We start from the raw sequence: 24,508 nt of genomic DNA on the forward strand, positions 1-24,508 counted from the left end.
TGTACTCTATTATAGACTTACAAATTACCCCGCTACATTCCTTAATTATAGCAGGTGTTATAATGTAAGAGCAATTATTAGCGACACCTATTCTAATATGATGACTTTCTTTAAAAGCACATCTTTTGAAGATGTCCCTAACATAAATTCATATGTTCCTGGTTTAAAAAGCCATGTTTTAGTTTCCTGATCCCAATATTCTAAATCTTTTTTAGAGATTTCAAATGTTATTGTATCTGAATGACCTTTCCGCAAGGTGATTCTTTCAAACCCTATCAGCTTTTTTAAAGGCTTTTGGTCTATGGCCTCCTTTGTATTATAATACAGTTGAACAACCTCATCTCCTTTATATTTACCTGTATTTTTTAAGATAGCCGACAGTTTAATTTTATCATCTTTTGTTTCCACTTTAAAATGACTGTACTTAAACGTTGTATAACTTAAACCATGCCCGAAAGGATATAGCACATCGTCTTTAAAATACATATAAGTTCGTCCATTTGAGACTTCATAATCATCCATGGCAGGCAAATCGTTCACCTCTTTATAAAAAGTAAAAGGCAATCTTCCAGCCGGGTTATAATCGCCAAACAACACATCGGCAATAGCCGACCCTCCTGCTTCTCCAGGATACCAAGCATCCACAATGGCGGGTATATTCTCATCCATCCAGTTAATAGCTAACGAACTACCTGCAACCAATACTACAATAATATTTTTATTCTCGGCATACATCTCTTTTAAATAATGAACCTGATCTTCAGGTAAATTAAGAGACGTTCTGTCTTTTCCTTCTTTTTCAATAGATTTATTAATACCCATTACAGCAATTACATAGTCGCTTGTTTTGGCTGCTAACTTATCCTCTTTATATAAGTCGTTAGTATTATTGGGCACTTCCCAGAGCAATTGGCAAATGGCATCGCCTCCATTATCAAAATACTCCAATTTTACGGCATATTTCTCGCCTGCCTTCATCGCAATTTCAAACTGATCGGTGGTCATGCCCCGATTATACCATGCATCGACAACCAACGTATCGTTTAACCACAAACGAACACCATCATCTGAATTGACACCTATTTTATAATTCCCCGAGAAATTAGGCGTAATATACCCTGTCCATCGTATAGATTTATGTCTGTAATTGGTATACGGGTCGGGAGGATTGTTTACGGGGTCGAAATTCACTACTTTATCCACACGTGTTTGTGGTGTCCCTTCTAAATATTTATCATCATAATATTCGCCATACAACCCTGGTTCATCATTAAAATCATTGTACAAATTCTCAGCTTCAATAAGGTTTAGATTTTTTGCAGCCGTTTTCCATTTCACATAAGTAACCTCTACTTTATCACGCAATTTATTTTTTATGCCTTCAAGTGGCGAAATGGGTTTTATAACAGGCAACCCGCTATAATCACCAAAAACAACTTGATTGGCATTAAAGCCAACCACTGCTATCTTTTTTATTTTATCGGAGTTTAAAGGCAGTATGTTTTTTTTATTTTTAAGAAGCACGATAGATTGCCTAGACGTTTCAAGAGCCAAATCTTGATGCTTTTTAGAACCAATAACATCGGGTGAGATTTTAGTATAAGGATTATTCTCAGGGCTATCAAAAACACCCAATTTAAAGCGTGCCGTTAAAACCCTTGAGGCAGCTTTATCTATATCTGCCTTAGAAACCAATCCTTTTTCGTAAGCCATTAATAAATGTCTGGCATAAATATCATTACCGCACTCTAAATCTAAACCTGCCTGGAGCGCTGCTTTTGCAGCCTCTTCCTTAGTCCCCACAAACTTATGGGATTTTACTAAATATGTAGGAGCTCCACAATCGCTTACAACATAACCTAAAAACCCCCACTCGTCTCGCAACACCGTATTTAAAAGCCAATCATTAGCCGTGCTAGGCACACCATTTACAGCATTATAAGCACTCATAATAGATGCCGCTTTACCTTCTTGAACACTCGCTTTATAAGCAGGAAAATAATATTCTCTTAATGCCTTCTCGGATATTTTAGCATTATAAGCAAACCTGTTTTCCTCTTGATTATTGGCTACAAAATGTTTTGGCGTAGACACCACTTTTAAATATTTATCATGATTGCCCTGCAAACCTTTAACAAAAGACACTCCCATTCTACTGGTTAAAAAAGGGTCTTCACCATACGTTTCTGGTGTTCGGCCCCATCTGGGATCTCTTGCCATATTAATAGTGGGCGACCAAAAAGTCAATAGATCACTATACACATTTTTTTGGTCTTTGCCTTGATTGTAAAAATTCCATTTTGCTCTAGCTTCATCTGAAATGGCTGTGGACACTTCTTGAATTAAATTGGGGTTCCAAGTAGCGGCCAAGGCAATGGCTTGTGGAAAAACAGTAAAACGCCCTCCTTTAACGACCCCATGCAAAGCCTCGTTGCCATGGTAATATTTCTCTACTCCTAACCTAGGAATAGCCTCTGCCGTAGACACCAATAACGATACTTTTTCTTCCATAGTTAAACGCTCTAACAAATCGTCTACCCTTGTTTGTACCGGTAAACTTTCGTTTTGAAAAAGATACGATGTTTGCGACATTGCCAAGATGGGCAACCAACATGTAAAATATAACATTAGTTTATTTAGCTTCATAACGCTCGTATTATATTCTATATTTATTTTTTAACAAACTCTACATTAGTAATCTTAACCACAACAGGATTGGGCCACACTTTATCATTATACAGCCTGTGTGCCCTACTTACAGACACTTCTAACAGCTCATCATGTTGTATATATCGTGTAGTTGGTGTGTTTTCAGGCCAATACTCTACAACCAAATCATTTTGGCCCAAAACAGACACCTTTGTCTTTTTCGTAGCCCTCATGTTTTTTAGTAAAAAATTCCGTCTAAAACCTTTAAACCAATCTTTTTGTCTCGTAATAAACACATAAGCCGTATTTTCATCCTTAGCCATTGTAAACCACATATCGCCATCTTTAATTATGGTAGGTACGGTTCTTACATTTTTAACCCCTTCATTATTCACATACATCCAAAGTGCTACTTCACGCAAACGTTCTTCTTGCTCTATAGGAATCTCCCCATTAGGCTTTGGCCCTATGTTTAAAAGAAAATTACCGCCTTTAGCCCTTATTTCTATTAACTTCTCTATGAGTTCTGTACCGCTTTTATAAGTTTCGTTGGTAGGTTTGTACTGCCACTGTGTCCCCATAGTCATACAGGTTTCCCAAGGCCCTGGCAAGGCACCTCCCGGTATTGTTTGTTCTGGCGTGCTCATTTCGCCACGTGTAACCACAATATTAGGGTCTATTTTATGTACAAATTGGGCCATAGGCTTGGCCTGGAACGCATCAAAAAACATGACATCAATAGGGCCATAATTTGCAATTAACTCTTTAACTTGAATTTTATCATATTCAAAAAGCTCCTTATTGGCTGTAATTTGAGTCATTTTACCTTTTCTCGAAATTAAATGCCCTTGTTTATGAATAAAACTAAAATCTTCTGGTGAAAAATAGATACCCACTTTCAATCCTTGCTTTCGTAAGGCTTTTACAAGTTCGCCCGTAATATCCTTACCATAGGGCGTGTTCATGATATTAAAATCGGTGGTTTTAGTATCCCACATACAGAAACCATTATGGTGTTTTGCCGTAAAGACCACATACTCGGCTCCTGCTATTTTAAACAATCGCGCCCATTCGTCTGCATCAAATTTATTAGGATAAAATGTTTTGGGAAGTTCGTTAAAATACCTATTAACATAATCGTCTGAAGCCCCCACCAAAGAATGGCTGATAACGCTTCCCAATTGAGAATCAAGGCTCCAATGCACAAAAATACCAAACCCCATATCCATAAAACCCTCTTCCAAATCAGGCTTGTTTTTTAATTGCCCAAAACTTAAAAAACTGATAGCAAAAACGAAAGCAAAAACGAGTTTAAATTTAGGATTTATCGAGATAGCTGTTAGCGTATTCATAATATTATTTTTAGTTTGTTTTATCAGACATTTCTAGAAGTAACTCCCCCCCCTTTACAATATCGCTCTGTAATATTTTGTAACCTTTAATAACTTGCTTATTAAACGCCACTTTGTTTACGTATACATTTGATGTACTGTGATTTTTTGTTTTTATTTTGAATGTATTATTTGAATAATAATCGGGGTGAAGTTGGATGGTGATTTCTTCAAAAACAGGACTTCCTATTTGATATTCAGGATTGTTTTCTGTACCCCCATTCATTTGGAACAGTCCCATTTTCATAAGTACGGCCAAACTCCCCATTAAACCTTGATCTTCATCGCCATTATACCCTGTAGCAGGCGATAAACCACTAAAAGCTTTGTTTATCACTTTTCTAGACCAGTATTGTGTTAAATCAAATCGCCCTAATTTATGAAACACAAAAGCTGTTTGAATGGACGGTTGATTACCATAGTTAACGGGGATACGCCTATATTCAGGATGTAATTCTTGTGCATGCGAATTTCCAGCCGTAAAGTTTAAAGTCTCGGCTGTTATGAATTGGTTGTTTAGCTTTTCAATAGCCTTATCCGCTCCACCCATTAATCCTGCTAAGACTTGTAAATCGTGTGGAACAAACCATGTAGACTGTGCACCGTTCGCTTCAATAAATCCGTTTTCCGACTCATAAGGATCATAATTTTTTTTCCAAATGCCATCTACATTTTTTGGTCGCATCCAGCCAGATTCTTTATCGAACACGTTTTTATAGTTTTTTGAACGCTTCAAGAAATAATTATAATCCTCTGTATGGTTCAACTTTTTGGCCAGTTGTGCCAACGTCCAGTCTTGATATGCATATTCCATGGTAAGACTCGCTCCATCTTGATGGCCGCCAAAATCACCTTCTGGAATAGGATATGGCACATAGCCTTTGTTTATATAATATTTTAAGCCTCCTCCTAGAGTGGTTTTATGTTCGTAGCCCGCTTTTTCCATAATCCCTCCAGGCATATGATTCTTCTTTAACGCCTGATATATAGGTTCTAAATCATTTTTTATTATACCCTTTTGAATGGCACTTACTATAAATGGTGTAGACGAGGCTCCTGTCATAACATAAGTATAATTTCCGCCAGAAGGCCCTCTAGGCACTAAACCACCATCTTGGTGATACTGCATTAACGAGTGCACAAATTCCTCCATAATATCTGGATAAACAAGTCCCCACAATGTATTTAAAGTCCATTGAGCGCCCCAAAAAGAATCGGAATTAAAATGATTAAATTTAGGCACACCGTTTAAATCTAAAGGCAATTGGCCTATTCTAAATGTTGCACCCGTATTATCTGGATAAGCACCATTAACATCGTTAATTATTCTTCTACCTTGAAGCGCATGCCATAAATCGGTATAAAACCGTCTTTGTTCTTGTTCTGAACCTCCTTTAATGGTTATTCTACCAAGCAAATGGTTCCACGCTTCTTTAGAGCGCGCTACTGTGCCCTCAAAATCCCAACCGGGCAACTCTACTTCAATATTGTTCTTAGCATTTTCTGTTGACGTATAAGATATTCCCACTTTCATGAGCACCTTATCTATTGGCTTTTTAAAAGTGATCAAATAATTACCCGTGGTATCATCTTTCTCCAAAGCAGCTATATCTGTATTCAATTTCACACTAAAATAAACCGTTAAAGGTTTAGGCCGTCTATGCGTGGGTTCCATTGTTACATTTCCAGAAAGCTCATTATCACTAATTTGTTCTAATTGTCCTGCAACGTTTTTACAAGGCCCCAATATTGTATTCAAATTAAAAAGCACGCCTGCATCTTCATTTTCAGGAAACACATATTGATGCAATCCAACTCTTTTTGAACTGGTTAGGGCTACTTTAATGTTATATCGTTCTAATTCCAATGCATGGAATCCTGGCGCTATTTGCTCGTTACTATGACTGAATTTAGAATAGAAATCGTTATAAATATATGCTTTATTTGTTGCCGACACCGTTACTGGCATTACAGAGACGCCAGACATTTGCCACGCATGAATATGGCTAAACCCTTTAATAGTATCGGTTTTGTAGCGATAACCACTTCCCCAAGCACCACCTATTTGGGTGTCTGGACTTAAGTTTACCATCCCAAAGGGCCTACTGGCCGATGAGAAAAAAAACCATCTGGAATTTTCCGTATCTAACTGTGGATATACTTTTGCCGTATAATCTAGAGCTTCTAATTTTTCCTCTTTAGCACTAGCGTTTTCTTTTTTACAGGCTACAAGTGCTAAAAACACTAAACCCATACAGATGCTGCTTTTAAAAATATGATATAGCTTCATTATTTTTTGTTTAAAGGAGTCAATTTTTCTAAGTTTTCCTGAATCGCCATCAACATATCCTGCGTTGGAAACCCATTATTTTGTCTTCGGTTTTTAACAGCATACCAATCCTTCCATTTGTCATCTAAATCCCCTTCTGCTCTACGCTTGTATATGTGTTCTAGTTGTTGCTCTGCTTCGGGAATCATTTTTTTAGCACGTTCTAAAACCTGAATGTTTTTTGAGATTTCGAATTCGCGCTTTAATTTTGACATCGCATGCAGAGTGGTTTCAAAAGCAATCAAATCGGCATATAACTGTACTGGCAAGAGGATATAGGCATGGTAGAAATCGGTCTCTTCTTTTTCATATCCTTTTTCAGCTTCCGATAAGGCTTTTTGTATGTTTTCCCAGCATTGAGCCGTGTTTTCATAATCCCCCTTAACACGCATATAATCATACGGAATAGGCGTTTTCCCGGGTCTTCTAATAGGGGCATTCGACAAATAAGATACGGCCTCACGAATTTCCCATAAGTGCTCCACATAGCCCTTTCTACCTTTTTGAGCATCGTGCAACCACTTCATCGAAGCTACTGCATGTGGTGCTGCATCTTCAGAGAAATAGCGAGTTGTCCAGGTTTTATAAAAACTATCGCCATTAAAGCTATCCGGATTATCACAAACGGCGCTATAAGCTTCAAGGTTTAATAAAAAAGGTCTAAAGTTTTGCCCGTTTACCAAACAATATTTATCGGCATCAAATTGTTGAAACATTTCTTTCATAACTGTTTCTACTTTATTTGGATAAGGATTGTGAACTGTGTGGTTTAACCAATATCCGGCGTGCATGTAAGTACCAAAATCATAGCCACGCGTTGCCTCTGGCATGTATTGAAAATCTCCAAAACCATGATCAGACCATACCACAGTCCAGTCTTTCGGAGGATTAAAACCATTGTTATACATGTCCATACCATCTGAATAACAAATGGCTACTTTTATTGCCTCACTATTATAAGAGTCTACCAAGTCTCCAAAAACCTTATAAACATCGTTAAACACGTCGATTTTAGATTCTCCACAAGTACTTTTATATTCCCAATCCCAAACTTGGTTTCTAGGTCTTAGTACAAAAATATCGGTTTTACTTAGTGGTGTTTTTTCTAAATAATAACGCCAAGCAGCTATCCAATCTTCCTTATAGGTTGTCCAGCATTCCGCTTTGGTTTCATCCATGGGGTGAATTTGATAGCCCAATTCAAAATCTATCTGTATTTTCATCCCCTTCAACTTCGCATAGTCGATCATTTTATCCAGATACTCTATATCAATCTGATAATCTGGTTTTAACTTTTTGTATTCCGGCCTGACATAAAATTCGGGACGCCCCAGCATATCAAAAAACTGAATTGCGTTATATTTTAAACGGACTAAAGAATTAATCATCTCGGTATAGCTTTCCCAATCGTACTCTAATAATTTACCTCTGTAGTTTGCCAATTCATCCACATCATTTTCAAAGTACACTAAAAGAGGAACTTTTGGTGGGGCTATGGTTTTTGCCGTAAAATCAAACACCGCCTCTTTCGTTTTTTTTGATGGCATTTTACCAGTCCAGTATTCCAAAGGGTCTATTCCTAAAACCTCTTTTGAGTAATCGTAAATAGCATATTGGAGCCCCTGTAGGTCTGATCCGCCAAGCACGATAGCTTTTTGCTTATTTTTAAGGCTTGTTTTAAACCACACACCGCCTCTTGCACCAGGCACTGCAACAGATAACGCTATTTGTTCTTGTGATGCCAATTCTTTTATCAAGGTATTGGACGTTGTGGTACCTAAAACCAAAAACAGCCCTGCTTTTGGTAATCTTTCTTTTTCAGATATGATGCTCACTGGCATTCCAATAACTTTATCTAAGTCGTCTTTTAAATCGGTAACTGTACTTAATTCAACATTAGACACAGATTCCCCTACCACAAGATAGATGGTGTCCCTTTTAGTATTTGAACATGAAAACAGAAAAAAAAGCCCTGCTATAAGACTGCACAACAATATTTCTTTCTTAATATATTTTTTTGACATTGAAAACAATCTTTTATTTAAAAAAATAGGCAGACATATACTCGCCTGCCTATACAAACTAACTAAATCTCAGCTATTAATATTTAGGGTTTTGTGTCATAGTACTTGGAGAAATTTCTATTTCTTTTATTGGAATGGGACGCAACAAATGCTTAGAAGCATCAAACGCACCGTGATCTGCATAATGAGGATTGTAAATTAAACGTTGCTCCAATTTCCCCATACGCTTTAATACAGCCCATCTATTCGCTTCGCCAATTAACTCTAAAGCCCGCTCTACCAATATCACATCTAAGTCTATAGACGTATAATGGTTTGCAACCCCTGTTGCGCGTTCTCTCACTCTATTTAAGTGAAACAGAGCTTGCGCAGTATTTCCTGCACCTAAGAAAGCTTCTGCGGCGATTAGGTGGGTTTCGGCAATCCTGAAAATAAAGGTGTCTCGAGCGCCACTCCCTTCTGCAGAAAAAATCTCATCATCAAATTTTTTCATGATTGGAAAGTTTGTAAATGCAGGGTTTAAAGAATATTTATAATTAACACCTGCAATATCATCCGGCACTCCATATAAATATTGATCGGGTTGATACACCCAATAACGCTCTAATCGTTCTTTTAATTCTGTCGCATCTAAAGCGTTTTTCGGAAAGTAAATCAAGGTATCACCAGGGTTGATAACATCTGTACCCAAAGCACTTTTTTCATCGGCCATAATGGTTCTGTGTATGGTCACATCTTCTCTGGAATCGTTATCGGCAAACAAGGAATAAAAATAAGGCGTTGGCATTAAGCTATTCCCTTTGGTGCCATAAGGATTTGATCGACTTACACCGGGCAAATCGAAAACTTGATACATAAATAGCGAGTGCTTGGTATTGCCTCTATCTTCTGAGAAACCAGTATTACCCCATTGTGCTGCAAAAAGAACCTCGTCATTGACTTGATTATCGTAAGCAAAAACCTTTTCAAAAGACTGACTTCTTATGTCGTAAGATCCTATAGCTGCTATGGCTAAATCGGCAGACGTTTGAAAGTCTGTGTTTTTCGCATAGTCTTTATACGCTCTGGTTAAATAGACTTCAGATAAAATGTGCTGTGCTGCACGTTTAGATAAGCGCCCTGTTTCTGGAGTATCCTTCAAATCGGGTATGGCAGCTTCTAATTCTTCAATAATTAAAGCATAAGTAGCTTCTTCTGTCGATCTTTTATAATCATTTCGAATACTTTGTGGTTCCTCTAAGTTAAGTACAACGCCTCCAAATTGTTGTGCTAAATTAAAAAACGCCAAAGCTCTTAACGCTCTTGCTTGAGCAACACCATAGGCTTTCTCGGCCATTTTCCCTGCACTCCAACCAATTTGATTTTGATACCTATTAAGAGCCGTATTTGCTTTTGATATTACGGAATAATTAGCATTCCACACACCATTAGTTTCCGAGGCATTAAAGCTCACGTAATCATTGGAACTGGAGGTAGAAAATATTTCGTTTTGAGTGGTAAAAATATCAGTCCCTTCAAATTTATAGCCATAATTTTTATAGACACTTCTATTGGCTGCATAAAGCCCCACAATTAATTGGTCGGCATTACTTTCATCAAGAAAGTTCTCACTGGTTATTTGTGTATATATTTCCTCTTCTAAATAGCTATTACAGCTACTGAACAGGAGTGTAACACCCACTGCCGCTATTATATTTTTTATAGTTTTCATCTTTAGTATAATTTAAAAATTAGTAAGATAACTTAAGCCCAAATAAAACGGTTTTAGTTAAGTAACTTGCGTTATAAGAATTTTGCAATCCTGTTTCTGGGTCTGGCCCTTTATAATCGGTAAATGTGAATGGATTTTGTATATCTAAAGACAGTCTCAAACTAGACATCTTTAACTTTTCCAATATACTATCAGGAAATTGATAACCTAAACCTATATTGCCAATTTTAACAAAACTTAAATCTTCGTAGTACCATTCTCCTGGATGCCCATATTCTGGAGCAGGATATTTTGCATCTGGGTTATTTGGTGTCCAATAATCTAATTTTATTTTATTGAATGTAGCATCATCTCCGTTATACGGTGCAAAATGAGAGTAAAACTCGGAGTGCCCATAAACGCCTTGTCTGGTATACACTTGAATGGAAAGGTCTAAATTTTTATAAGTAAACGTATTCGTCATTCCACCAATCCAATCAGGAGAAACAGAGCCTAAAACTTTTTTATCTTCAGCGCCTATCGTGCCACTGTTGTCCACATCTGCATATTTGTATTGCCCAGGAAAGGCTCCATAAACAGCTGCCTCCGCAACCTCATCCAGCTGCCAAATACCTTCAACTTCATAACTATAAATAGCATCAACGGGTTGCCCTACCTGTAATACCCCATGGGTTCCATATGTTTCTTTATCCAAATCGCCATCTAATTTTAAAATCTGGTTTTTATTTTTAGCGAAGTTGATGCTGGTTGCCCATTTAAAATCTTCAGTTTGAACATTTACAGTGTTTAAAGTCACCTCAATTCCCTTGTTCTCCACAGATCCATAATTTCCTATTGCAGAGCTATAGCCAGAAATATTGGATAAGGTTCTCTCTAATATAGCGCCTTCCGTTTTCTTTCTATACAGTTCTAAATTTAATCGAATTCTATTTTTTAAAACCCCTAGATCTAAACCAACATTAACTTCTTTTGAGCGCTCCCATGTTAAGCTGTAATTTGGCAAGCCGTTTACATCTACTCCATTGGTATGAATGTTTCCAAATACATAATCGGCACCTCCTAGAAAGGCCAATGTATCATAAGCACTTACAGAACTATCGCTCCCAGACTCGCCATAACTCAAGCGCAGTTTTAAATTACTTAACCAATCGGCCTCTTGCAAAAAAGTTTCATCACTTGCTTTCCATGCAAATGCAGCCGAAGGGAAAAAGGCCCATTTATTATTTACGGCCAGTCTTGACGATCCATCATACCTACCCGTAAACGTAAATAAGTACTTATCTAAAATACTATAGTTTACACGCGCCGCAAAAGACGACAAGGTTTCTTTTATATAGTTTGTGCTATATTGCCTTACATCTAAGCCCGCAGATGTATTGTAATACAAGTAAGCATCCGTATCAAAATCCCTTGTTTCTATATCACTCCATTCCAATTGATTGTAATATATTGAAGAAATCAATGTTGCTTTTAAATTTTGATCTTCAGTAATATCGAAATCAAAATCTAATATATTGTCCCAGGTATAAGATGTTTTAAAAGAAGCATCGTAGTGTGACTGAATTCGCTCTGGCTCATTTCGAGAAGATTTTGTGTATAGCCCTCGGAACTCTCCAAATCTGGTGTTTTTCAAGTTAGGAGCAAATTGTGTTTTAAAACTCATCCATTCTGTAGCCTTGAAATTTAAAAACACATTGGCTATAACGTCCAAAGATTTAGTGTTTGTTTTCCAAGCCCCATCTGCATCATAATAGGGGTTTGTAAAACGTTTATCTTGGTCGTCTGGAAACAATATAACGTTTCCATCAGAATCGAAAGAATTAACGGTTGGCGCTAAACGCAAGGTACTTCTAAACAATTCTCTACTGCCTTCTTCGCGTTCTGATAACGCTAAATATGTTTTAAGCCCCACAGTAAACTTATCGGAAACTTTTTTAGATAATGATGCACTTAAATTATAACGCTCATATCCTTCTATGCCCACAACCCCTTCATCACTTAAATACCCCACTCCACCGTTATAGGTTAATCCGTCACTGCCTCCAGACATGCCCACATTGTGGCTCGTTTGGATTCCAGCATGTTGATAATCTCCAGCCCAATCTGTATAACGTCTATTAGCCACATTATCAGCCTCTTCATTACTGCTTTTTATCTCTCTTGAAATATCAACCGCTAAATTATTATAATCTTCAACGGTAGGTGTATAACCATTGTTAAAAAGCCCTTTCCAAGCGGTGCTTCTTAAAGCCTTATCAACAAAATCTACATACTCGTCCCCATTGTACACATCTGGCGCATTGGTTGCAGATCGCACCCCCAATGTAGCTTCATAAGTAAATACCGTTTTTCCTTCAATACCATTTTTAGTGGTAATAATAACCACACCATTTGCTCCTCTAGATCCATAAATGGCTGTTGCAGAAGCATCCTTCAATATATCCATTTGTTGAATATCTGCTGGATTTAAAATGTTTATGTCATCAAAAAACACACCATCCACCACATATAAAGGTTTTGAAAGATCATCGTCTGTACTATCACTAATACCGTCGCGTCCAGCATCTGTGTTTTTTATAACCGTATTTCCTCTAATGTCTATAGATAATGGCGCTCCTGGCTTATTGCTTAAAGCTCGAACATCAACACCGGCAATTCGGCCTTGTAAGGCTTGGCCAATATCGGTTTTCTTTTGTTCGGTAAGCGCTTTAGCATCTAAAGACTCAACTGCCCCTGTTAAGTCTGTTCTTTTTACAGAGCCATACCCTATCACGACCACTTCGTCAAGTTCAGAAGCATCTTCCTTTAGTTTTACATTAAAAGGCAATTGTCCTTTATAAGTAATCTCCATGGTTTGATACCCAAGATAAGAGAATACTAAAACATCCCCTTGCTTGGTGGCAATCTGATAATTTCCGTCAAAATCTGTAGCGGCCCCAATGGAGGTTCCTTTAACAAGAACATTCACTCCTGGAATCGGCATATTCTGGCTATCTGTAACCATACCCGAAACCTTGGCTTGCGCCCAAGAGGTATTTGCATAACCTATTAAAAAGGCTATTAGTAAGAGTTTAATTTTTTCCATATCGTTATATGTTTAGTTAATGACTTGCAAGCTATCCTTAAAGTTTTGTTAAAGGATGGACGATTTAATTCAAAAGATGGATAAAATCATCAATTAACAATCTTCCTCAAAAAAAACAAAAAGGAAACGAACAGACAAACGACACAGACATTATTCAAAAAAAAGCAACCGAAAAGTCCATGTGTTTGCATAACTTGTCCATTCAAAAAAATAAATAAAATTTTATCTTAGCGAATCATAAACTAAAACTAAACCCACATGACGAAATCTATTTTACGACGCAACACCCTTTTAACCCTTATCGTTTTGTCGTTTTTAAACTGTAAAGAAGTTCCTAAAGACACCACACCATGGGAACCTTTATTTGATGGTAAAACCCTTAATGGGTGGCATCAATTAGGAGGCGAAGCCCATTACACGGTTAAAGAAGACGCTATTGTAGGGAGCACGGTACATAATACTCCAAACTCTTTTTTAACAACAGACCAAGTGTACAGTGATTTTATTTTAGAGTTAGACTATAAAGTGGATTCTACTATGAATTCTGGTATCCAAATCCGTAGCAATAGCCTTCCTCATTATAGAGATGGCAGAGTCCATGGCTATCAAATAGAAATCGACCCTTCTAAAAGAGCTTGGAGCGGGGGGATTTATGATGAATCCAGACGTGGTTGGCTAAACACTTTAGATAATAACCCAGAGGCGCAAAAGGCTTTTAAACAAAACGATTGGAACCATTATCGCATTGAAGCGATTGGAGACACTATTAAAACTTGGGTAAATGGCGTGCCAGCTTCCCATTTAATAGATGCCGAAACTGCCAGTGGTTTTATCTGTTTACAGGTGCACAGTATCCATGCGGATAAAAAAGAAGGTACCGAAATTATTTGGAAAAACATAAGAATAGTAACAGATAGTGTTTCTAAATATTCTACAAAAACACCTATAGCACCTATTATAACCAAAAACCAACTCACTATAGATGAAAAGAAAAACGGTTGGAAACTGTTATGGGATGGAAAAACCACGAATGGCTGGCGTGGTGCTAAGCTTGAAGAATTTCCAGAAAAGGGATGGCAAATTGAAGACGGTGTATTAAGTGTTCTTTCTTCAGGTGGTGCAGAGTCTAATGCTGGAGGTGATATTGTTACCAAAGCACAATATGGTGATTTTGAGCTAAAAGTTGACTTTAAATTAACGCCTGGTGCCAATAGTGGCATTAAATATTATGTAGATACCAACCTTAATAAAGGCGCCGGATCTTCTATTGGTTTAGAATATCAGATTTTAGATGATGATTTACATCCAGACGCAAAATTGGGGAATCATGAAGGCAGCAGAACGGTTAGTTCTTTGTATGATTTGATTCAAGCAGATGTAAACAAGCCAATAAAACCTATTGGTGAATGGAATACTGCCCACATTATTTCAAAAAACAATCATGTTGAACATTGGTTAAATGGTGTAAAGGTTTTGGAGTACGAAAGAAAAAGTGCAGACTACAAGAAATTAGTGTCTGAAAGCAAATATGCACAATGGCCAAATTTTGGAGAACTGGACAAAGGAGAGATTCTACTTCAAGATCATGGCGACTTCGTGTCCTTTAAAAATATAAAAATCCGTCCTATTAACTAATACCAAAGACTAATATTATGAGTTCAAACAGAAGAGATTTTTTAAAAAAAACAGCATTAGGTACAGTGGGAGCTACATTAGCAGCGAGTAGCCTTAATGCGATGTCGGCCAAAAGCTACTCCAGGATAATAGGATCAAACGACAGAATAAATGTTGCACTCCAGGGCTTAGGTAGACGTTACGGTGCGTTTATATCGGCCATAGCAGATAAAAACAACAACATCGAACTTAGTTATTTATGCGATGTTATGAAAAGTCAGCGCGACAATGCCGCCAATGCTGTATCTAAAAGAATAAACAATAAGCCTAAACTGGAAAACGACATCAGGAAGATTCTAAATGATAAAAATGTTGATGCTATATTTATGGCTACACCAGACCATTGGCATGCCCCAGGCGCTTGCATGGCCATGCAAGCCGGGAAACATGTCTATTTAGAAAAACCTTGCAGCCATAATCCAAAAGAAGGCGAATTGGTAGTTGCTTATCAAAAAAAATATAACAAAGTAGTACAAATGGGGAACCAACAGCGTTCTTCATTGCAATCACAAGAAATTATAAAAGCCATCCATGAAGGAGCCATTGGCGATGTTTATAATGCTATTGCATTTTACACCAGTAAACGTGGGCCAGTGCCACATCAAACAAAAACAGCTCCACCAGCGGGTTTAGATTGGGATTTGTTTCAAGGGCCAGCACCCAGAAGAGCTTATACTGATGATACCTGGAATTATAACTGGCACTGGTATGGTTGGGATTATGGAACCGCCGAAATGGGAAATAATGCCACTCACGAGCTAGATATCGCACGTTGGGCCTTAGACGTTAAATACCCTGAGCATGTAGAAGTTAAATCGGGGAAATTCCATTATAAAGATGATGGTTGGGAAATGTACGATACCATGGAAGCCACTTTCCGCTTTGCGGGCAATCGAACCATACAATGGGACGGGCGCAGTAGAAACGGCTATGACAAGTATGGTTCTGGTCGTGGCACTATAATATACGGCTCTAACGGCTCAGCATTTATTAACCGTGATGGCTATAAACTGTTTGATATAAAAGGAAAGGAAGTGAAACAAAATGTGGTTCCAGGTATTGAAGATGGCAACGCACTAGGTGGTGGCGGACAACTTTCCCATGCACACACCGTTAATTTTTTCGATGCTATTAGAGGTAAAGCAGCACTAACGTCTCCTATAGACGAAGGGGCGATTAGCCAAATGCTAACACATTATGCCAATATAGCTTCTAGAATCGATTCTTCTTTTGAAGTTGATGAAATTTCAGGTCGTATCTACAACAGAGAAGCCATGACGTTATGGTCTAGAGCTTATGAACCAGGTTGGGAAATAAAACCTGTATAATCGTTAACTCTAGCACATACTATAATAATTTTATGTCTTAAAAATCAAAACACATTGAAAAGAAGAGATTTTATTATCAAAAGTTCCATGGCTTCTGTAGCGGTTACAACTTCTGCTATAGCCATGTCCAATGGCTATCATTTTAAAAGTGCCAATGATATCGTAAACATCGGTATTATTGGCACTGGAGATAGAGGTACTGGACTTTCCGCCAATATAAATAGTATCGCTAATTTTAATATTATAGCCTGTTGCGATACCTTGCCCTTTAAATTAGAAAACGGATTAAAAGCTGCAAATGGAAAAGCCAAAGGCTACAGCGACTACCGCAAATTATTAGATAATAAGGATATTGATGCCATTTTGGTTGCCACACCTTTTAACACACACTCGCAAATTGCGATAGATGCTTTAGACGCCGGAAAACATGTGTATTGCGAAAAGACTATGGCCAAAGGTTACAGCAGTATTCAAAACCTTGTAAATAAAGTAGACCAATCGGATCGTATTTTTCAAACAGGACATCAATATCACAGCTCTAAACTATATACCCATGTAGTCGATTTAATTAAAAAAGGCAAAATAGGTAAAGTAACAGCTTTTGAGTGCCAATGGAACCGACATGGCAATTGGAGACGAAACGTTCCTAGTCCTGAATTAGAAAGGTTGATTAACTGGCGGATGTACCGGGAATACTCTGGAGGCTTGGTTGCAGAGCTTAGCTCTCATCAAATCGACTTTGCCAACTGGGTTTTAAACGAAACTCCAAATCAAGTAATGGGCGTTGGCGGTGTAGATTATTACAAAGACGGCCGAGAAACCTATGATAACATTCACTTAATTTACAGTTATCCTAGTGGTGTAAAAGCAAAATTTACCTGCTTAACAAGCAACGCTAAAGATGGGTATCAAATAAAAGTGATGGGCGATAAAGGAACAATCCATTTAAGCTATACCAAGGCATGGTTTTTCCCTGAAGGCGTAAATGAAAATAAAATATTAGGCCTTGTAGATGGCGTTTCTGGTGCCACGGTAAAATGGGATAAAGGGCTAGGCCTTCCTATTGAAATAGACCATAAGGAACCAAGTCTCCAAGCTCTAATGGATTTTAAAGACAGTATCACAAATAACAGTAAACCCATTTCGGATATTAAAACAGGAGCTAATACGGCCATTTGCGTTCAAATGGGGCTAGATGCGATGTATTCTAACACAATAATTACGGAAGAAGCCGTTAAAGACCTTAAGTTTTATGACTAAATACGCTTCACTTATATTTTTTCTGATTGTTTTTTTCAATTTAAATGCCCAAAATCTAGATGAGCAATTTGATTTAAAAAACACTTTTATTCAACCAGAAAATATTATACAAATTAATGATGGCCATTATTTTATAGACTTCGGAAAAGCATATTTCGGTACTATTGAAATCACTTCAAAAGAATCTCAATCCGATTCTTTAATTGTTCATTTGGGTGAAAAATTAAATGGTGTATCCCACATCGACAGAAATCCAGGAGCCACTATTCGTTATAAAAGGGCGAAGTTAAATGCCTTAACCGCAAATATACCCACTTCACCAAAGCTGGAACCTTATAAAAGAAATACAACCGGTGCTGCTATTAGGCTGCCCGATAGTGTTGGGGTTATCATTCCATTTCGTTATTGTGAAATTGAAAACTTGAAAGTCCCGATTGAATCTATTACTATTAGACAAAAAGCGCTTCATAATAAATTTAATGATAAAGCTAGTTCTTTTTCTTCTTCTAATAAAACAATGGACGCTATCTGGGAAATGTGTAAACACACCATAAAAGCGACAAGTTTTACTGGATATTATGTAGATGGTGATCGAGAACGCATTCCTTACGAGGCCGATGCCTACATCAATCAACTTAGCCATTACAGCGTTGATAACGAGTATGCGATGGCACGACGCACCAATGCTTATTTTATAGACAATCCAACTTGGCCAACCGAATGGTTATTGCACACAGTCCTGATGTTTTACACAGATTACATGTACACGGGCGACATTGTACCTCTAAAAGAACATTATGAAAATTTAAAACTTAAAACCCTTATGGATCTTGAGCGACCAGACGGCTTAATAAGTTCACAATCGCCCAACCTAACCAAAGCATTAGTTTTAAAATTAGGTTTTAAAAAAGCAGACACCAAGATAAAAGATATTATAGATTGGCCACCAGCACAAAAAGATACAGGTTGGAAACTCGCTACCGCAGAAGGCGAGCGTGATGGATATGATATTGTACCTGTAAACACCGTTATTAATTCCTTTTACTATTACAATTTGAAGCTAATGAGCGAAATTGCTGGATTTATTGATAATAAAGAAGATGTTATTTTTTTTAACAAGAAGGCGAAAAAAGTAAAGGAAACGATTAATACTATATTATTTGATAGCGAAAAAGGAATTTACATAGATGGCGAGGGGTCTACCCACTCTGCTTTACATGCCAACATGTTGCCACTTGCTTTCGATTTGGTTCCCGAAGAACATATTGCTTCTGTTACAAAATTTATAAAATCCCGGGGTATGGCTTGTAGCGTTTATGGCGCACAGTATTTATTAGAGGGGCTTTATAAAAACGGTGAAGCACAATATGCAGCCCGTTTAATAACCGATACTACGGGCGACAGAAACTGGTGGAATATGATAAAATCCGGCTCCACCATGGCTATGGAAGCTTGGGACGTAAAATACAAACCTAACACCGATTGGAACCATGCTTGGGGAACAGCACCATTAAATGTAATTACAAGATATATGTGGGGTATAACACCCAAAACCGCAGGTTTTAGCGTGGCCCAAATTAAACCTCAATTGGGAGATTTGTCTTTTTCATCAATAAAAGTCCCCACTAAAGTGGGTTTTATTAATGCTGATTTTAAGAAGAACAAAAACAACACTGCTACATATTACATCACAATACCGAATCAAATGACTGCGGAATTTATAGTGCCCGAAAAATCAAAAAAAGTGTTTTTAAACAAGAAAAGAATAAAAGGAAATAAGGCTTCTTTCATTCTCGAAGGCGGAACCACTAGTATTGAAATAATCTATTAAAACACCTCTATTGAACGGAAGTGCTTAGGTGCTACGGGGAACTGCGAACATCCGTTTTAGGCGCATATACTTCCTATAATAGCTTTAGAAAGCATTAAAACAAGTATTATAAAAATAACACAAGCTAAAAAGCATGAGTACAATTTTTCAGCCTACTGATGGTATTTCAATAAGCTGAAAAATTGCGCTTTTATCATCCAAACACATATTAAATCTCAAGCTTTTTAGAAAGAAAATAAAATTACTTCTTCCGCATATAGACACTAATCGGCACACCTGTAAAATCAAAGTGTTCACGAAGTTTGTTTTCTAAAAAGCGTTTATAAGGTTCCTTTACATACTGGGGGAGGTTACAGAAAAAAGCAAATTGCGGTTGCGGTGTTGGCAACTGCATGATGTATTTAATCTTAACATATTTAGCTTTATATGCTGGAGGAGGATAGTTTTCAATAATAGGCAAAAACACCTCATTAAGCTTACTCGTTTTTATTTTTTTAGTACGGTTTTGGTAAACAGTAACAGCGGTTTCAATAGCTTTAAAAATACGTTGCTTTGTTAAAACAGACATAAAAATAATAGGCACATCTACAAACGGCTCCATCTCTTCTCGAATTCCCTGCTCATATTCCTTCATCGATTTATGGTCTTTTTCAACTAAATCCCATTTATTAACAAGAATTACAATACCTTTTCTATTGCGTTCTGCCAGCCAAAATATGTTCTGTACTTGGCCATCAAATCCTCGGGTAGCGTCCATAACAATTAAACAAACATCGCTATGCTCTATGGCACGCACACTTCGCATAACCGAATAAAACTCTAAATCTTCTTTAACCTTGGCTTTTCTTCTAATACCTGCTGTATCCACCAAATTAAATTCAAATCCAAAACGGTTATATTTTGTATCAATGGAATCTCTAGTCGTTCCCGCAATATCGGTAACAATATATCGATCTTCACCTATTAGGGCGTTTATAAAAGAGGATTTTCCTGCGTTTGGGCGTCCTACAACAGCGAAGCGAGGCAGTTCTGCCTCTACAACGTTTTCCTTAACAGGCAGAGCCTCTACCAAAGCATCTAACAAATCTCCTGTACCACTACCGCTAATGCTGGCAATAGTATAATATTCACCCAATCCTAATGAATAAAACTCTACAGCATCTTCATTACGCTTAGCATTATCCACTTTATTGACCACTAAAAAAACAGGTTTATTTACTTTACGCAACAGTTTAGCAACATCTTCATCCATTCCCGTAACACCTGCTTCCACATCCACCATAAAAATAATGGCATCGGCTTCATCTATAGCCAGCTCTACCTGCTTATCTATTTCAGCTTCAAAAACATCATCGCTTCCCAACACATAACCACCAGTATCAATAACCGAAAACTCTCTACCGTTCCAATCACTTTTACCATAATGGCGGTCTCTTGTTACGCCACTAATAGCATCGACAATAGCTTCCCGCCGTTGAATTAAACGATTGAAAAAGGTTGACTTTCCTACATTGGGGCGTCCTACTATTGCTACTATATTGCTCATGGTCTTAAAATTTTTGGTATCAGGCTATAACCGATTTTATTACAAGTGTCCTGAAAACTTTTGCAAAAATATGAAATATACTCGATGCATAACTCTTTTTTATCAAAGATTGAAATTATTTAAAGTTTAAATAAAAAAATAGTAATTTCCCATTTACAAAAAACAAGTTACATGGCATTATCTAATGATATCGTTTTACGTCCGCGTTTTAAGTTTGAAATTCCACGAACTCATGCATCGGTTTTAAGGGATTTCGAAAAAACAAGCTCGACTCAAACCGACTTTATAGTAAGCAGAGTAGACGACCATGTGTTTATCAAACTGCCAAAAGCCCAACAACTTTTTTGGTCGCCACAATTGCATCTGGAAATTAATGAAGTTAATAAAGATACCTGTATGCTACACGGTCTTTTCGGTCCTAACCCAACCGTTTGGACACTTTTTATGTTTCTCCACTTTATGGTAGCAGGGTTATTTATTGCCTTTGGTATTTGGGGTTATACCAACTGGACCCTAAACCAAACATTTGCAATACAAACCAGTCTTATGGTATTAATGGTCGTGATTTGGATTGCTCTTTATTTTGCAGGAAGCATAGGGAAAGTCTCTAATAAGAAAGAAATGCATGCCCTTAATGATTTTATGTACCATGTTCTAAAGCAAGAAAAAAAAACATAACCGCTAGGTGCCATAACGTTTTAAAAAAACAGATTTAATATGAGTTCATTTCATCTTGAACCTCTATAAAATGCTTTAAAACTTTAAGACCACCAAATCCATATGTTTTATTAGTTATTATAACCAAAACGTTTTAGCTGATTCTGGTTACTACGCCAATTTTTATTGACTTTTACATACAACTCTAAATGAATTTGTTTTCCGAAAAACTTCTCTAAGTCCTTTCTCGCTTCTACTCCAACACGTTTTAAAGCTGAGCCTTTATGTCCGATAATGATTCCTTTTTGGGTTTCACGCTCCACCATAATCACCGATCGTACTCTTATAATATGATCTTCTTCAAAAAACTCTTCGGTATCTACTTCAACCGCATATGGAATCTCCTTCTTGTAATGAATAAGGATTTTTTCACGAATGGTTTCATTTATAAAAAAACGTTCAGGCTTATCGGTCAATTGATCTTTAGGGTAAAATGGCGGCGACTCTGGAAGCAATTCAATAATGCGATCAAAAACCTCTTTAACCTGAAAACCTGTTAAGGCCGAAATGGGGATAATCTCTGCATTAGGAACTTTATTCGCCCAAAGCTGTACTTGCGTTTCCAATTGTTCTTGATCGGAGGTATCAATCTTGTTTAAAAGCAAAAGAACAGGGATTTTAGAATTTGTAATTTTATTAAAAAACGCTTCATCCTTAAGCTCTTGTTCGCCAATCTCAACCATATATATTAGAATATCTGCATCCTCAAAAGCCGATTTAACAAATCCCATCATGGATGCTTGTAATTCATAAGCTGGTTTTATAATACCTGGTGTATCACTTAAAACCACTTGAAAATCTTCTCCATTTACAATACCTAAAATACGGTGTCGTGTTGTTTGTGCTTTAGAGGTAATTATAGACAGTTTCTCGCCTACAAAGGCATTCATTAATGTAGACTTCCCTACGTTTGGGTTTCCTATAATATTTACAAATCCTGCTTTATGGCTCATCTATTATGTTTTTATAACATGCAAAGTTACAACCTTGTACCGTTAATTGCATTATTAAATTCATGAAACAAAAAAAAACAGGAAGCATACGCCTCCTGTTTTTAATACTATATATAAGTGTAAATTACTTTACCTCCAATAATTCTACTTCAAAAACCAATGCTGAGAAAGGTTTAATGGTACCGCCTCTTGGTGTAGCACCATAAGCTAAATCTTGAGGGATAAAAAACTTATATTTAGCACCTTCAGACATCAACTGTAAGCCTTCTGTCCAACCTGGGATCACTTGTCCTACTCCAAATTCTGCTGGTTCGCCTCTATCCACTGAACTATCAAAAACAGTTCCGTCTGTTAGAGTGCCGTGATAATTTACTTTTACTGTAGATGCTGCAGTTGGTTTTGCTCCATTACCTTCTTTTAACACCTGATATTGTAATCCGGTTTCGGTTACCATTACGCCTTCTTTAGCTTTATTTTCTTCTAAAAACTTTTCACCTTCCACTTTAACGTCTGCAAATTCTTCTTCAGCTTTTTTGGTAGCCTCTTCTTGTTGCTTCAGCATCGCTTCTTGTTGTTTCTTTTGGAAAAACGCTTGTAAGATAGGACCAACTTCATTTTCTTCAATTAAAATATTCGTTGAGTCGATACCATTTCTGTACCCTTGGATAAAAAGATCAGTATTGATTTCTTCAAAACTTGATTTCACATTTTTAGCTACGTCCAGTCCAATGGCATAACTAACAGAGTCCACTTGTGTATCTAAAGATTTATTAGTAACGCCTTTATCACAAGAAGATACTACTGATGCCAATACTATAACACCTAAAAACTTAACTAATTTCATTTTTTATCGATTTTATAAATTCGCTGGTAAAAGTAGCGAATTTCTAATTAAAAATCCAAATAGTTGTTTATTCTATTTTTTTCTATAAATACATGCTATTAAAAACAAAAAATATTAAAAAGACTTCTTTATCTTTAAAAATTGTTCACTTTGCATTTCTAAATTTCACCTCATGAAAAAACAATTTCACATTTTATTTATTCTAGTTGCAACATTATGCTCATTCACTAATAACGCCCAAAAAAAGAACCCAATTGTTGCTAGTAAAGCTGAAGTAAAATTGGCTGCCACAGGATTTAAATTTACTGAGGGCCCCGCCGTAGCTCTTGATGGTCGTGTTTATTTTACAGACCAACCTAATGATAAGATTTATATTTGGGATGAAAAAAAAGGCTTGTCATTATATCTAGAAGGTACGGGGCGCTCTAATGGTATGTATTTTAATAAACAAGGTTTATTAGTAACCTGTGCAGATGAAAAAAACCAACTTGGATATTTTAACGAAAATAAAAAACTGATCATAATACATGAAGGCTATGAAAACAAACATTTAAATGGCCCTAATGATTTATGGATAGACCCCCAAGGAGGTATCTATTTCACAGATCCATACTATAAACGTAGTTGGTGGGGAAAAGATCATAAAGAAATACAAGATACCCAGGCCGTATATTACCTAAGCCCTGAAAAAGAAATTAAACAGGTTATTAAAGATTTCCAAAAACCTAATGGGTTAATAGGCACACCCGACGGCAAAACTTTATATGTAGCAGATATTAAAGCAGACAAAACATGGAAATACACCATGGAGCCTGATGGTACTTTAAGCCAAAAAACATTTTTCGCACCCCATGGCAGCGATGGAATGACCATAGACCACAAAGGCAATATTTACTTAACCTCCGATAAAATATGGGTTTACAACCCTAAAGGAGCGTTAATTAAAGAAATTGAGACTCCAGAAAAACCTGCCAACATTTGTTTTGGAGGTAAAAAAAGAAATGTCCTTTTTATTACAGCACGCACATCGGTTTACACCTTGAAAATGAAAGTGAAAGGCGTTAATTAAATTTCCTAAAACAAAATATGCTTAAACATTCAAGTTTTAAATATCATTAGTTTGTGTTACATTTACATCCTCTTTTCTGATAAAAAAAACAAACTTT

At 36.9% G+C, this 24,508-nt stretch carries 15 protein-coding genes; 6 read left to right on the forward strand and 9 right to left on the reverse strand.

Features of this window, described 5'->3' with window-relative positions:
• Positions 1–87 precede the first annotated feature (87 nt).
• The 6 genes from ACFFU9_RS11570 to ACFFU9_RS11595 all read right to left on the reverse strand — a co-directional run bounded on the left by ACFFU9_RS11570 (position 88) and on the right by ACFFU9_RS11595 (position 13,189).
• Complete coding sequence (locus ACFFU9_RS11570) at positions 88–2,628, reverse strand: glycoside hydrolase family 3 protein (RefSeq protein WP_379861604.1); 2,541 nt, start codon at positions 2,626–2,628, stop codon at positions 88–90.
• A 41-nt stretch (positions 2,629–2,669) separates the two neighbouring features.
• The gene (locus tag ACFFU9_RS11575; RefSeq protein ID WP_379861605.1) at positions 2,670–4,001 is read right to left on the reverse strand and encodes an alpha-L-fucosidase; all 1,332 of its coding nucleotides are present in this window, start codon (positions 3,999–4,001) and stop codon (positions 2,670–2,672) included.
• Between the two features lie 10 nt (positions 4,002–4,011).
• Complete coding sequence (locus tag ACFFU9_RS11580) at positions 4,012–6,330, reverse strand: GH92 family glycosyl hydrolase (protein WP_379861606.1); 2,319 nt, start codon at positions 6,328–6,330, stop codon at positions 4,012–4,014.
• Positions 6,330–8,393: a glycosyl hydrolase 115 family protein gene (locus tag ACFFU9_RS11585; RefSeq protein WP_379861607.1), complete on the reverse strand. Its 2,064-nt coding sequence runs from the start codon at positions 8,391–8,393 to the stop codon at positions 6,330–6,332. Before ACFFU9_RS11585 ends, ACFFU9_RS11580 begins: the two co-directional genes overlap by 1 nt.
• 76 nt (positions 8,394–8,469) lie before the next feature.
• A complete protein-coding gene (locus ACFFU9_RS11590) occupies positions 8,470–10,104 on the reverse strand; it encodes a RagB/SusD family nutrient uptake outer membrane protein (RefSeq protein ID WP_379861608.1) in 1,635 nt (544 codons plus the stop codon).
• Between the two features lie 19 nt (positions 10,105–10,123).
• Positions 10,124–13,189, reverse strand: a complete 3,066-nt coding sequence (locus tag ACFFU9_RS11595; protein WP_379861609.1) for a SusC/RagA family TonB-linked outer membrane protein — start codon at positions 13,187–13,189, stop codon at positions 10,124–10,126.
• A gap of 258 nt (positions 13,190–13,447) precedes the next feature.
• Between ACFFU9_RS11595 and ACFFU9_RS11600 the strand changes: the two genes are divergently transcribed.
• The 4 genes from ACFFU9_RS11600 to ACFFU9_RS11615 are packed head-to-tail and all read left to right on the forward strand — an operon-like array spanning position 13,448 to position 19,282.
• On the forward strand, positions 13,448–14,824 hold the full coding sequence (locus tag ACFFU9_RS11600; RefSeq protein ID WP_379861610.1) for a 3-keto-disaccharide hydrolase: 1,377 nt from the start codon (positions 13,448–13,450) through the stop codon (positions 14,822–14,824).
• A 17-nt stretch (positions 14,825–14,841) separates the two neighbouring features.
• The gene (locus ACFFU9_RS11605; RefSeq protein WP_379861611.1) at positions 14,842–16,191 is read left to right on the forward strand and encodes a Gfo/Idh/MocA family protein; all 1,350 of its coding nucleotides are present in this window, start codon (positions 14,842–14,844) and stop codon (positions 16,189–16,191) included.
• A 54-nt stretch (positions 16,192–16,245) separates the two neighbouring features.
• Entirely contained in the window at positions 16,246–17,451 is a 1,206-nt protein-coding gene (locus tag ACFFU9_RS11610) for a Gfo/Idh/MocA family protein (RefSeq protein ID WP_379861612.1), read from the forward strand.
• Entirely contained in the window at positions 17,444–19,282 is a 1,839-nt protein-coding gene (locus ACFFU9_RS11615; RefSeq protein ID WP_379861613.1) for an alpha-L-rhamnosidase-related protein, read from the forward strand. The genes ACFFU9_RS11610 and ACFFU9_RS11615 overlap by 8 nt, the downstream gene beginning before the upstream one ends.
• Positions 19,283–19,523: 241 nt before the next feature.
• On the opposite strand, the gene der is transcribed toward ACFFU9_RS11615, so the two are convergent.
• Positions 19,524–20,828, reverse strand: coding sequence for a ribosome biogenesis GTPase Der (gene der / locus ACFFU9_RS11620; protein ID WP_379861614.1), 1,305 nt, complete (start codon positions 20,826–20,828; stop codon positions 19,524–19,526).
• Between the two features lie 171 nt (positions 20,829–20,999).
• On the opposite strand from der, the gene ACFFU9_RS11625 reads away from it, so the two are divergent.
• Positions 21,000–21,506 carry a GTP-binding protein gene (locus ACFFU9_RS11625; protein WP_379861615.1) on the forward strand — a complete coding sequence of 169 codons (507 nt, stop codon included), beginning with the start codon at positions 21,000–21,002 and terminating at the stop codon, positions 21,504–21,506.
• A gap of 110 nt (positions 21,507–21,616) precedes the next feature.
• Here ACFFU9_RS11625 and era read toward each other — a convergent pair whose 3' ends face one another.
• Positions 21,617–22,498 carry a GTPase Era gene (gene era, locus ACFFU9_RS11630; protein WP_379861616.1) on the reverse strand — a complete coding sequence of 294 codons (882 nt, stop codon included), beginning with the start codon at positions 22,496–22,498 and terminating at the stop codon, positions 21,617–21,619.
• A 124-nt stretch (positions 22,499–22,622) separates the two neighbouring features.
• Positions 22,623–23,342 carry a BamJ family beta-barrel-assembly machinery protein gene (bamJ, locus tag ACFFU9_RS11635; RefSeq protein ID WP_379861618.1) on the reverse strand — a complete coding sequence of 240 codons (720 nt, stop codon included), beginning with the start codon at positions 23,340–23,342 and terminating at the stop codon, positions 22,623–22,625.
• A gap of 172 nt (positions 23,343–23,514) precedes the next feature.
• Here bamJ and ACFFU9_RS11640 point away from each other — a divergent pair, with 172 nt between their 5' ends.
• Positions 23,515–24,411 (forward strand): SMP-30/gluconolactonase/LRE family protein, encoded by an 897-nt coding sequence (locus tag ACFFU9_RS11640; RefSeq protein WP_379861619.1) that lies wholly within the window; start codon positions 23,515–23,517, stop codon positions 24,409–24,411.
• Positions 24,412–24,508: the final 97 nt, after the last annotated feature.

Origin of the sequence: Mariniflexile ostreae (genome assembly GCF_042427585.1) — a bacterium.
Classification (GTDB): Bacteria; Bacteroidota; Bacteroidia; order Flavobacteriales; family Flavobacteriaceae; genus Pseudalgibacter; species Pseudalgibacter ostreae.

Excerpts from the sequence above, each read along its gene's own strand:
- ACFFU9_RS11570 (WP_379861604.1), bottom strand. The coding sequence starts at position 2,628 with ATGTTATATTTTACATGTTGGTTGCCCATCTTGGCAATGTCGCAAACA.
- ACFFU9_RS11575 (WP_379861605.1), bottom strand. The coding sequence starts at position 4,001 with ATGAATACGCTAACAGCTATCTCGATAAATCCTAAATTTAAACTCGTT.
- ACFFU9_RS11580 (WP_379861606.1), bottom strand. The coding sequence starts at position 6,330 with ATGAAGCTATATCATATTTTTAAAAGCAGCATCTGTATGGGTTTAGTG.
- ACFFU9_RS11585 (WP_379861607.1), bottom strand. The coding sequence starts at position 8,393 with ATGTCAAAAAAATATATTAAGAAAGAAATATTGTTGTGCAGTCTTATA.
- ACFFU9_RS11590 (WP_379861608.1), bottom strand. The coding sequence starts at position 10,104 with ATGAAAACTATAAAAAATATAATAGCGGCAGTGGGTGTTACACTCCTG.
- ACFFU9_RS11595 (WP_379861609.1), bottom strand. The coding sequence starts at position 13,189 with ATGGAAAAAATTAAACTCTTACTAATAGCCTTTTTAATAGGTTATGCA.
- ACFFU9_RS11600 (WP_379861610.1), top strand. The coding sequence starts at position 13,448 with ATGACGAAATCTATTTTACGACGCAACACCCTTTTAACCCTTATCGTT.
- ACFFU9_RS11605 (WP_379861611.1), top strand. The coding sequence starts at position 14,842 with ATGAGTTCAAACAGAAGAGATTTTTTAAAAAAAACAGCATTAGGTACA.
- ACFFU9_RS11615 (WP_379861613.1), top strand. The coding sequence starts at position 17,444 with ATGACTAAATACGCTTCACTTATATTTTTTCTGATTGTTTTTTTCAAT.
- der (WP_379861614.1), bottom strand. The coding sequence starts at position 20,828 with ATGAGCAATATAGTAGCAATAGTAGGACGCCCCAATGTAGGAAAGTCA.
- ACFFU9_RS11625 (WP_379861615.1), top strand. The coding sequence starts at position 21,000 with ATGGCATTATCTAATGATATCGTTTTACGTCCGCGTTTTAAGTTTGAA.
- era (WP_379861616.1), bottom strand. The coding sequence starts at position 22,498 with ATGAGCCATAAAGCAGGATTTGTAAATATTATAGGAAACCCAAACGTA.
- bamJ (WP_379861618.1), bottom strand. The coding sequence starts at position 23,342 with ATGAAATTAGTTAAGTTTTTAGGTGTTATAGTATTGGCATCAGTAGTA.
- ACFFU9_RS11640 (WP_379861619.1), top strand. The coding sequence starts at position 23,515 with ATGAAAAAACAATTTCACATTTTATTTATTCTAGTTGCAACATTATGC.